Below are 10,191 nucleotides of genomic sequence, written 5' to 3' on the forward strand. Positions count from 1 at the left end.
CCCCCCCCCCCCCCCCCCCCTGCGCTCTTTTCCCCCAACCCCCCCCCCCACACCTCGGGGGGCCGGCCCACCCCGCGGGGGGGGGCGCGCGGGCGGCGTGGGGGGGTGCCGTTCCCCCCCCCCCCCCCCCCCCCCCGCTCCCACAGGTGGTGCGGGTTACAACATCGCGATCGCGGCGGCGCGGCCGGAAGCCAGGATCTCTTCCGATAGCGCATCGTCTTTCGTCGCCCGCGACATCTGCAACGCACCGTTGATCAGCGCATACAGCGCGATGGCCTTTCCGCGCGCCTGCGCCGCCGGCAGCTCCGGCCACTGTTCGGCGAGACGGTTGACCAGGGTCTCCATCCCCTGCGCGAACGCATCCCGGACCGGCTCGGAACGACGCGACACGTCGCCCACGAGACTCGCGATCGGGCAGCCATGCTGCGGGTTGTCACGGTGCCGCGCCGACAGGTACGACTCGATATAGGCCCGCGTATTCCCGCCCGTCGCCAGGCGCTCGTTGAGAAAGTCGAGCCGCTCGGCCAGGGCATACGCCACGACCTCGCGCGCCAGGTCTTCCTTCGAACTGAAGTGGTTGAAGAAGGCGCCGTTGGTCAGCCCGGCGCTCTGCATCACCGAGGCGATGCCCTCGCCTTCGAAGCCGCGCTCGCGGAAGTTCTGCGCCGCGACCTCGATGATCCGCTGGCGGGTCTTCTCCTTGTGGTCCTTCGCATATCGCATGATTCACCTCGAAACATCGGCTACCTTGTCGGCCGGCACGTCCCAGCCACCACCCAGCGCACGGAACGCGCCCACCGCAGCGCGCGCATCATCGGTACGCACGCGAGCCAGCAGATCGCGCGAAGCCAGCAGCTGGCGATCTTCATCCAGCACCTCCAGCAAGCTTACGGCACCGCCCTTATACGCATCCTGCGCGGCATCACGGGCCCGGGCATGCGCCGCCACCTCGCGCTCCAGCACCGCATGCTGCGCCTCCAGCTGCGTGAGCGCCACGATCGCGTTCTCGACATCCTCGGTCGCCTTCAGCATCGAGCCACGGTACTTCGCCAGCGCTTCGGCGTTCGCCCCGCGCGCCTGCTTCACCTCGGCATCGACCCTGCCGAAATCGAACAGGCGCCAGTGCAGCCCCAGCGCGCCCTGCGACTGTAGGGCCGCCCCTGTGAAGAGCTTGCCGCTATCCAGGGAGGCGACGCCCAGCAGGCCCGAGAGCGAGACCTGGGGATAGTACTGCGACAGCGCCACGCCGATCCGCGCGTTGCTGGCGGCCAGTTCCCGTTCGGCGGCGATCACGTCGGGGCGGCGGCGTAGCAACGAGGCCGGACCACCCGCGCCATCCACGCCCGGCACGCTGAACGGCACGCCCGATGTGGCGATTTCCTTTGCATACGTGCCCGGTGCGGCGCCCATCAGCACGTCGAGGCGATTGAGCTGGGTATCCAGCTCGGCCTTCAGCGGCGGCACGGTCGCCTGGGCCTGCAACAGCAGCGCCTCGGCCTGCGCAACTTCGCGCTCCGTACCCAGCCCGTGCTCAAGGCGCAGGTGGACGAGGTCGACCAGCCCTTGCTCGTTCTGGATCTGTTCGTTGGCGATGCCGATGCGCGCCTGCGCGCCACGCACGCGGAAGTACGCGTCCGCGGCCTCGGCGACCAGGGTGATGCGCACGCCGGCGTGCGTGGCCTCGGCGGCCTGCCGCGCCGCACTCGCAGCCTCATCACCACGGCGCAGGCCACCGGCCAGGTCCAGCTCCCAGCTCGCACCGACGCCAGCGTCTTCGTACGTCTGGTTACGCTCGTACCCCGGCGTCGGGCTGGCCAGCTTGCCCAGCGGGCTGCGCTCGGACTGGCGCAGGCGCGCCGCGCTCGCATCGAGGCTGCCCTGCGGCAGGCGGTCGGCATGCGCGTGCTGGGCCACCGCACTGGCTTGATCGACACGCGCTTCAGAGGCCGCGAGGTCCAGGTTCTGGTCGAGGACGCGCCCGATGATGGTGCTCAGTTCAGGATCGTTGAACCCGCTCCACCAGGTATCCAGCGCCGGAGCAGGCGCCTCGCCCGCGCGCTTTTCAAGGGCGGCCTGCTCGTGCCACGTCGGCGCAACAGGCAGGCTCGGTTTCACATAGTCGGGACCCACGGTGCATCCGGCCAGGGTCAGGGAAAACACAAGGGGAAGCAGCTTAGTGCGCATCGGCGGAAGGACCTTTCGGGGGCTGCACCTTGCGCATCAACGGCACCATGACCGTGGCAAGCACAAAGCACAACATGATGGAAAAGAAGGCATCGCTGTACGTCATCGTCTGGGCCTCACGGAAGGTGAGCTGCCAGAGTTCGCGAAGTGCCACGCTGGAGGTCTGTGCCGCGCTATCCATGCTCGTGAGGAAGCCATTCATCGCTTCGTTCGCGGGCGTGAGGTGTTCGGCCAGGCGCTGGAAATGCAGGTTGGTGCGGTCGTTGAGGATCGTGGCGCACGCGGCGATGCCGATGGCGCCGCCGAGATTACGCATGGTGTTGAACAGACCCGACGCATGGCGCAGCCGCGCCGGCGCCAAGCCACCGAGCGTCAACGTCACCACTGGCGGCACGGCAAGCTGCTGGGCCGCGCCACGCAAAGCCTGCGGCAGCAACAGTTCGGTACCGCTCCAGTCGTGCGTGATCGGCGTGAACTCGAACATCGACAGCGCGAACATCGCCATGCCCACCATCATCAACCAGCGCAGGTCTACCCGGTTCGCAAGGAAGGTGTAGACCGGGATGGTGAGGATCTGGAACACACCCGTCGAAAATACGGCCTTGCCGATCTGGAATGCGCTATAGCCCTCCACGCGGCCCAGGAACAACGGGGTCAGGTAGATCGTCGCGAACAGGCCGATGCCGGTGACGAAGGAAAAGAATGAGCCGAGTGCGAAGTTGCGATCCTTCAGGGCGCGCAGGTCGACCACGGGGTGCTCGGCGGTGAGCTCGCGCCAGATGAACAGCACGCCGGCGATCATCGCCGTCCACGCGGTCGTGCGGATGACGCTGTCTTCCATCCAGTTCCAGCGCGGGCCTTCCTCCAGCGTGTACTCCAGGCAGCCCAGGAACAACGCCATCAGCACGATGCCCGCCCAGTCGCCGAGCTTCAGCAGGCCCAGGTCCGGCTCATCGATCTTCACCAGCGCCGGCACGGCGACGGTCACGAAGATGCCCGGCACCAGGTTGATGAAGAACAGCCAGTGCCACGAAAAGTTATCCGTGATCCAGCCGCCCAGCGTCGGCCCCAGCGTCGGTGCGAGCGAGGCCAGCGCGCCGATGGTCGCCGCGGCGATCACGCGCTGCTTGCCTTCGAAGAACACGAACGCCGTGGTGAACACCATCGGGATCATCGAGCCACCGATGAAACCCTGCGCGGCGCGGAACACGATCATGCTCTGGATATCCCAGGCGATGCCGCACAGAAGGCTGGTGAGCGTGAAACCTGCGGCCGATACGGCAAACAGCCAGCGCGTCGAGAACACGCGTGACAACCAGCCCGAAAGCGGGATGACGATGATCTCCGCGATCAGGTAGCTCGTCTGGACCCACGCCGTGTCATCGGCACCGGCGGACAGGCCGCCACCGATATCGCGCAGCGACGCCGAGACGATCTGGATATCGAGAAGCGCGATGAACATGCCCACGCACATGCTGGCGAAGGCAAAGATCTTCTGGCCCGGGGTGAGGTGCGCGACGGGGCTCATGGCGCTTTGGTATCGACGGTCGCCGTCACCGAAAGACCGGGGCGCAGCAGGCCCAGGTCACCGTCCTTGCCATCGAGCACCACGCGCACCGGCACGCGCTGGACGATCTTGGTGAAGTTGCCGGTCGCGTTCTCCGGCGGGAGCACGCTGAACTGCGCACCGGTGGCCGGGGCCAGCGACGCGATGTGGCCATGGAACGGATGGCCCGGCAGTACGTCGGCGCGGACCTCCACGCCCTGCCCGACCTGCATCCGTGCGAGCTGGTCTTCCTTGAAGTTCGCATCGACCCACAGGCCGTGTGCCGGCACCACGGCGAGCATCGGGCTGCTTGCGTTGACGAAGGCACCGACGCGGGCGCGTCGGTTGCCGATCGTCCCGTCTACCGGCGCGCGGACTTCGGTATACGAGAGATCCAGGTGGGCGCTATCCGCCTGGGCGTGCGCCTGCGCCAGTGCCGCTTCCGCCTGGTGCTTCTGCGTGGCGATCACGTCGAGCTGGCGGCGGGCCGCTTCCACGGCGGCACCGGCCTTCTGCGTGTCGGCGGCAGCGGTCTGCGCGGCGGCGCGGGCGCGCTGTGCCGCCTCAACCGAGACGGCGGAGCGGCTCACCAGGTCACCGTAGCGGGTGTCGTCCAGACGAGCGCGCTGGGCTTCCGCGTCCGCGGCGGCCTTGCCCGCCTCGGCCTGGTGGATGACGCTCTGCTGCAGGGCCGCCACGGCGTCGAGGTTGCGCAACGCGGCCTCCTGGGCCGCCACGGCGGCATCGGCCCTGGCGGCGGCGGCGCGATAGTCGCGATCGTCGATCCGCACCAGCAGGTCGCCCTTATGCACCGACTGGTTGTCGGTCACGGCGACGGTCTGGATATAGCCGGAGACCTTCGACCCGATCACGGTCACATCGCCGCCGACATAGGCGTCGTCGGTGTCCTGGATGAATCGGCCCGCGGTCCACCAGTGGGCGCCATAGGCGAGCACTCCAGCGAGGACGATGGCGCCGGCGGCGAGCTTGAGCGGTTTGCTACGCCCCGCCGGGACGGCGGGCGAATCGATGACAGCGGACACGGGGGCACCCTCGATTGTTGAATTACGTTCGTACTTCTATGATCGCCCGAACGGGATTCAAGGGGCCAGTGGAAAAAATAGTTCTACCCGGCTGAAATAAAAAAAGCGCCGACCCGGCTGATGGACCGGACGGCGCCAGGCCTGGCGATGGGGGATTCCGGGGGGACGCCAGGCAACTCCATCGTGCCCGGCCACGTGGGCCGCAAAGCGTGATGGCGGTCGCGCTTTGCCGGCGCCACCGTTTCTACATAGCGGTTAGCCTGGGCATCGAACCGGTACTTCATTTTGAACTGGCGAGTCCGTATGGGTATGCAAACGCCATGCATCCTTGATCATCAGGCAAAGCTGCTTTTCCCCGCGAGGTATCACAGCCGGCCATGGCCAACCCCAGAGATAGCGCAGGCGGCTCATGTCGGGCCGACCATGCCATCAAGGGAAACACCATGAGCAAGCTGAAAGACAAGGTCGCCATCGTCACCGGCGCATCGAAGGGCATCGGTGCGGGGATCGCGAAAGCGCTGGCGGCGGAAGGCGCCAGCGTTGTCGTCAACTACGCCTCCAGCAAGGAAGGCGCCGAGAAGGTCGTTGCTGAGATCAAGGCCGCCGGCGGCAAGGCCGTCGCGGTCGGTGCCGATGTCACGAAGGAAGCCGAAGCCGGCAAGCTGGTCTCCGCGGCCGTCGACAACTTCGGTCGCCTCGACATCGTCGTGAACAATTCCGGCGTCTACGAGTTCGCTTCGGTAGAGAACAACACCGAGGCCCTGTACCGCCGCATGTTCGATACCAACGTGCTTGGCCCGCTGCTGGTGACCCGCGCAGCGTCGCCGCATCTCGGCAAGGGCGGCAGCGTCATCAACATCGGCTCGGCGGTCACCCGCCTCGTCCCGGCGGAGAGCGCGATCTACACCGGCACCAAGGGCGCACTCGATGCGATCACCGGCGTACTGTCGCGCGAGCTTGGCCCGCGCGGTATCCGCGTGAACTCGGTGAACCCCGGCATGGTGGAAACCGAAGGCACCCATACCGCCGGCTTCATGGGCTCGGATTTCCAGGGCTGGGCCGAGGGCCAGACGCCGCTGGGCCGCATTGGCCAGGTCAGCGATATCGCCCCGATCGTGACCTTCCTCGCGTCGGATGATGCGGGCTGGGTGACGGGCGAGCTGATGCTTGCTTCGGGCGGTATGCGCTAAGCGCGAAAGCATCGCGGGCAAGCCCGCTCCCACCCAGTCGTCCCCCGACGAACTGACGTGGGAGCGCGCTTGCGCGCGATCCAGCTAGCGACGAATCAGCCGCCGGCCTCGCACTGGTCGTTGTCGCAGGCGAAATCGACCTGCAGGCCGCGACCGACCATGATGTTCACGTTCTTCCGCGTGTCGACGGTCTTGCCGTCGCGGTCGAGGGTGACGGTGTAGTTGCCCATCGGCAACGGTGCCAGCGTATAGCGGCCTTTCTTGTTGATTTCAGCGTGGCGCTGCGAGCCTGTGCTGCTGGTGGCGGTAACCGAACCACCGGCCGGGCCATGGCCAAAAATGCTGCCGGCGGTTCCCTGGGCACCGGCGACAGTGGCGGCGGTGGCAAGCAGGCTCACGAACAAAAAGCGGACTTTCACTTCAACTTCCCCTCTGGTTGGTCACTCACGGATGCTACCCAGCAGGCCCGTACTGCGGGGTTGCGTTTTACACATCAGATTGTTGAACGGAACGCACGCTACGGTGACTGCAGCGCTGGCGTGGTCTTCTCCAGGATCTTCATCGATTCAGCGTTCTGGCGCTCCCATGCCTTGATCTCCGCGGCCGTCCGCGGGGTCGTGTCGCGTCCCGGGGCCTGGCCGTCCGGACGGCTGATGACGGGGCGGGAATCGTCACGCCGTGCGCTGGCGCGCGGCGTGGACGGCCACGGACTTTGCAGGGCATCCTGCGTGACCGGAACGGGATGTCGCGGTGGCAAGGTCGTCTTGCGTACGAGATGGACGAAGACCAGGAGCGCGGCGACCGTCACGGCGATGGCAACGACGAACATGGCGGCGTCCTTCTGCTTTGCCCTCCGTGCCCTGCCCGGCCACGGTGGCAGCGCACTGGTGCCAGGGGTCACGGTGACGAGCCCGGTCGACTGCAGGCCCGCGTCGTCCACGGGACCGATCATCTCGCGGACCGCTGCACCATCGATCAGCGTGATGCCCGGAAAGCGCGCCGCCGACTCGATCGCCGCGCGGGTAAACTCACCCGACGTGACCAGGATCGCGCCCGTCGCGCCCGCGGTATGCATAACCCCGATGAGTTCATGCACGGGGTTGTGCGGCACCTGCAAGGCATTCCAGTGCTTGCACTGCACGACGATGAACGCATCATCCCTGAACAGCTTCAGGTCGATGCCACCATCGGTATTGCCGAACCCGCTGCCGGTGCCGCTGTGCTCCACGCGGTACCCCTGGCTCGCGTAGTAAGCGCCGACCCGTCTTTCGAAATCATCCCAGCCCACGCGGCTGAGGGCGTCGGACCAACGCTCGCTGACGCGCTTCGCGTAGCGGCTCATGCGGCGCACCCGGCGCGCACGGTATCCCTGGGGCGCCTTCCGGCGCCGTGGCGACATTCCATGCTGGCTCCCCTGCCGGGTGACGGCCCCCTTGGCCGACTGCCGGACGGGCCGATGTTATGCGCGTAACGCGTCATTGGAAAGGGGCCTCAAGCCCGGGGGCTGTTTCGGAAATATCTTGCTTCCCGTTCGCGCACCTGTCGCTTTGGTCAACGTCGTTCGCCCTTCGCAGACGCGACGCGAAAGCAGGATCTTTCACCGCCGCTTCTAGTGAAAGATGGCCAGATTTCATGGGCTGCGCTGCTATTCGCCACTTCGGCGGTGTACGAGCGAGAGGCCGCGATGGCACAAGTCGGCTACGGCGGTTCTGGTATTGCGTTCGCTCTTTCGGTATCCATGGTCGTCGCCAACGCCATCGTGCCGTTATAGAGAGACCCACATGACCGACTCCACCACCGTAGCCCCGCCCAAGCCTCGAGAGATGCCGGGCTGGCTCTTCGGCTTTTTCATGGGCATTGGCTTCACGTCCGCCGTCGTCCTTGTCGGTCTGATCATCGATCTCGCTCGCCGCTGAAGCGCCTGCTTAACAATTCCTTATCATCGTGACAGGCGCGTTTTGTGCAGGAATTCCCCCACCGGGCTTTATAGGATCGTGGTAAGTTCATCCAGGGACATGCCGGCCCGCCGTCATGTCCTGGAAGGAACACAAGCCAGTGCCCGCCTCCCCGGGGAGAGCGGTGGTCCAGCCAGGTTTCCTACGGAGTTCTTGCGATGGCACTCACCCGCCGCGAGTTCATCAAGCTGACAGGCATGGGGTTGGCAGCGTCCAGCCTCGGCATGATCGGCTTCGGGGCATCGGGGGTGGCGCAAGCCGCCGCCGTCCGCCCGTTTAAGCTCACCCACGCGACCGAGACCCGCAACACGTGCACCTATTGTTCGGTGGCGTGCGGCATCCTCATCTACAGCATGGGTGACAAGGCGAAAAACGCCAGGTCCAACATCATCCATATCGAAGGCGATCCGGATCATCCGGTGAACCGTGGCACGTTGTGCCCGAAGGGTTCCGCCCTGCTCGATATCGTCCATGCCCCTACCCGGCTCAAGGCGCCCCGCTACCGCGAGCCCGGCGGCACCGAGTTCAAGGAAGTCTCCTGGGACTTTGCCCTGGACCGCATCGCGCGGCTGATGAAGGACGACCGCGACAAACACTTCATCGCACAGAATGCCGACGGCACCACCGTGAACCGGTGGACCAGCGTCGGCATGCTCGCCGCATCGGCGTCCTCCAGTGAAACCTCCTTCCTTACGTGGAAGGTGGCCCGCTCGCTCGGCATGGTGGTGTTCGACAACCAGGCGCGCGTCTGACACGGACCGACGGTGGCCAGTCTGGCCCCATCATTCGGTCGCGGTGCGATGACCAACACCTGGGGCGACATCAGGAATGCGGATGTCGTGATCGTCATGGGCGGCAATGCCGCCGAGGCGCACCCCTGCGGCTTCAAATGGGTGATCGAAGCGAAGATCGAGAACGCTGCGAAGCTCATCGTGGTCGACCCGCGCTTTACCCGTACGGCCTCCGTGGCCGATTACTACGCGCCCATCCGGCCGGGAACCGATATCGCGTTCCTCAGCGGCCTGATGCACTACCTGCTGACCCACGACAAAATCCAGCACACCTACGTCAGGAACTACACCAATGCCAGCCTGCTGGTGAAGGACGAGTTCAGCTTCCAGGACGGGCTGTTCAGCGGGTTCAACGAGGAAAACCACACCTACGACAGGTCCAGCTGGGACTATGAACTGCGCGAGGACGTTTTCGCGAAGGCGGACGACACCTGGCAGAACCCGCGCTGCGTCATCAACCTGCTGAAGGAACACGTCTCCCGCTACACGCCGGAGATGGTGTCGCGCATCTGCGGCACGCCGCAGGACAAGTTCCTGCACATCTGCGAGCTGATCGCGAGCACCTGCGTACCCGACCGCGCCATGACCAGCCTGTTCGCCCTGGGCTGGACCCAGCACACCGTGGGCGTGCAGAACATCCGCGCCATGGCCATGGTGCAGCTGCTGCTCGGCAACATCGGCGTATCCGGCGGCGGCATGAATGCGTTGCGCGGGCACTCGAACATCCAGGGTCTCACCGATGTCGGCCTGCTTTCCAACCAGATGCCGGGGTACATGAACCTGCCCACGGACAAGGAAACCAGCTACGACGAGTACATGAAGACGCGGCTGTTCAAGCCGCAGCGGCCAGGCCAGACGAGCTTCTACCAGAACACCCGGAAGCTGTTCGTCAGCCTGCAGAAATCCCTGTTCGGCGACGCAGCCACCGCGGAGACGAACTGGGCCTATGACCTGCTGCCCAAGCTCGATATCCCGCTCTACGACATCATCAAGGCGTTCGAGATGATGAACAACGGGCAGATGACGGGCTACATCTGCCAGGGCTTCAATCCGCTGCAGGCGTTCCCCGATCGCGGCAAGATCCGCGCGGGCCTGAGCAAGCTGAAGTTCCTGGTCACGATGGATCCGCTGGACACCGAGACGTCGCGCTTCTGGCAGGACTTCGGCCCGCAGAATCCGGCAAAGCCGCACGAGATCCAGACCGAGGTGTTCCAGCTACCCGTGACCTGCTTCGCCGAGGAGAACGGCTCGCTGGTGAACTCGGCGCGTTGGCTCCAGTGGCACTGGAAGGCGGCGGACCCGCCGGGGATCGCGAAGTCCGACCTGTGGATCATGGCCGGGCTGTTCCAGCGACTGCGCGCGCTGTACCAGAAGGAAGGCGGCGCCTTCCCCGACGCGCTCATGTCGATGACCTGGAACTACTCGAACCCGTGGGAGCCCGAACCCGAGGAGCTGGCCAAGGAAATGAACGGGCGCTTCCTT

9 protein-coding genes are annotated in these 10,191 nt (G+C 65.8%); 3 read left to right on the forward strand and 6 right to left on the reverse strand.

Going from position 1 to position 10,191, the window contains the following annotated elements; all coding sequences use genetic code 11:
- Positions 1 to 156: 156 nt before the first annotated feature.
- From ACTHLF_RS15345 to ACTHLF_RS15360, 4 genes are read right to left on the reverse strand one after another with little or no spacing between them, the layout of a single operon-like run.
- The gene (locus ACTHLF_RS15345) at positions 157 to 723 is read right to left on the reverse strand and encodes a TetR/AcrR family transcriptional regulator (RefSeq protein ID WP_440328311.1); all 567 of its coding nucleotides are present in this window, start codon (positions 721 to 723) and stop codon (positions 157 to 159) included.
- A gap of 3 nt (positions 724 to 726) precedes the next feature.
- Positions 727 to 2,184: an efflux transporter outer membrane subunit gene (locus tag ACTHLF_RS15350; protein WP_440328313.1), complete on the reverse strand. Its 1,458-nt coding sequence runs from the start codon at positions 2,182 to 2,184 to the stop codon at positions 727 to 729.
- Entirely contained in the window at positions 2,174 to 3,712 is a 1,539-nt protein-coding gene (locus ACTHLF_RS15355; protein WP_440328314.1) for a DHA2 family efflux MFS transporter permease subunit, read from the reverse strand. Before ACTHLF_RS15355 ends, ACTHLF_RS15350 begins: the two co-directional genes overlap by 11 nt.
- Positions 3,709 to 4,773, reverse strand: coding sequence for an HlyD family secretion protein (locus ACTHLF_RS15360; protein WP_440328315.1), 1,065 nt, complete (start codon positions 4,771 to 4,773; stop codon positions 3,709 to 3,711). Before ACTHLF_RS15360 ends, ACTHLF_RS15355 begins: the two co-directional genes overlap by 4 nt.
- 443 nt (positions 4,774 to 5,216) lie before the next feature.
- On the opposite strand from ACTHLF_RS15360, the gene ACTHLF_RS15365 reads away from it, so the two are divergent.
- Positions 5,217 to 5,963: a glucose 1-dehydrogenase gene (locus tag ACTHLF_RS15365; protein WP_440328317.1), complete on the forward strand. Its 747-nt coding sequence runs from the start codon at positions 5,217 to 5,219 to the stop codon at positions 5,961 to 5,963.
- A 95-nt stretch (positions 5,964 to 6,058) separates the two neighbouring features.
- Here ACTHLF_RS15365 and ACTHLF_RS15370 read toward each other — a convergent pair whose 3' ends face one another.
- The gene (locus ACTHLF_RS15370) at positions 6,059 to 6,382 is read right to left on the reverse strand and encodes a carboxypeptidase-like regulatory domain-containing protein (RefSeq protein ID WP_440328318.1); all 324 of its coding nucleotides are present in this window, start codon (positions 6,380 to 6,382) and stop codon (positions 6,059 to 6,061) included.
- Positions 6,383 to 6,480: 98 nt separating this feature from the next.
- Positions 6,481 to 7,305 carry a restriction endonuclease gene (locus ACTHLF_RS15375; protein ID WP_440328320.1) on the reverse strand — a complete coding sequence of 275 codons (825 nt, stop codon included), beginning with the start codon at positions 7,303 to 7,305 and terminating at the stop codon, positions 6,481 to 6,483.
- Between the two features lie 439 nt (positions 7,306 to 7,744).
- On the opposite strand from ACTHLF_RS15375, the gene ACTHLF_RS15380 reads away from it, so the two are divergent.
- A complete protein-coding gene (locus ACTHLF_RS15380) occupies positions 7,745 to 7,879 on the forward strand; it encodes a hypothetical protein (RefSeq protein ID WP_440328322.1) in 135 nt (44 codons plus the stop codon).
- Positions 7,880 to 8,076: 197 nt separating this feature from the next.
- Positions 8,077 to 10,191: formate dehydrogenase-N subunit alpha (gene fdnG, locus ACTHLF_RS15385; RefSeq protein ID WP_440328323.1), on the forward strand; the 2,115-nt coding region annotated here is incomplete at its 3' end.

Origin of the sequence: Luteibacter sp. (genome assembly GCF_051958795.1) — a bacterium.
Taxonomy (GTDB): domain Bacteria; phylum Pseudomonadota; class Gammaproteobacteria; order Xanthomonadales; family Rhodanobacteraceae; genus Luteibacter.

Excerpts from the sequence above, each read along its gene's own strand:
- ACTHLF_RS15345 (WP_440328311.1), bottom strand. The coding sequence starts at position 723 with ATGCGATATGCGAAGGACCACAAGGAGAAGACCCGCCAGCGGATCATC.
- ACTHLF_RS15350 (WP_440328313.1), bottom strand. The coding sequence starts at position 2,184 with ATGCGCACTAAGCTGCTTCCCCTTGTGTTTTCCCTGACCCTGGCCGGA.
- ACTHLF_RS15365 (WP_440328317.1), top strand. The coding sequence starts at position 5,217 with ATGAGCAAGCTGAAAGACAAGGTCGCCATCGTCACCGGCGCATCGAAG.
- ACTHLF_RS15380 (WP_440328322.1), top strand. The coding sequence starts at position 7,745 with ATGACCGACTCCACCACCGTAGCCCCGCCCAAGCCTCGAGAGATGCCG.
- ACTHLF_RS15375 (WP_440328320.1), bottom strand. The coding sequence starts at position 7,305 with ATGAGCCGCTACGCGAAGCGCGTCAGCGAGCGTTGGTCCGACGCCCTC.
- ACTHLF_RS15355 (WP_440328314.1), bottom strand. The coding sequence starts at position 3,712 with ATGAGCCCCGTCGCGCACCTCACCCCGGGCCAGAAGATCTTTGCCTTC.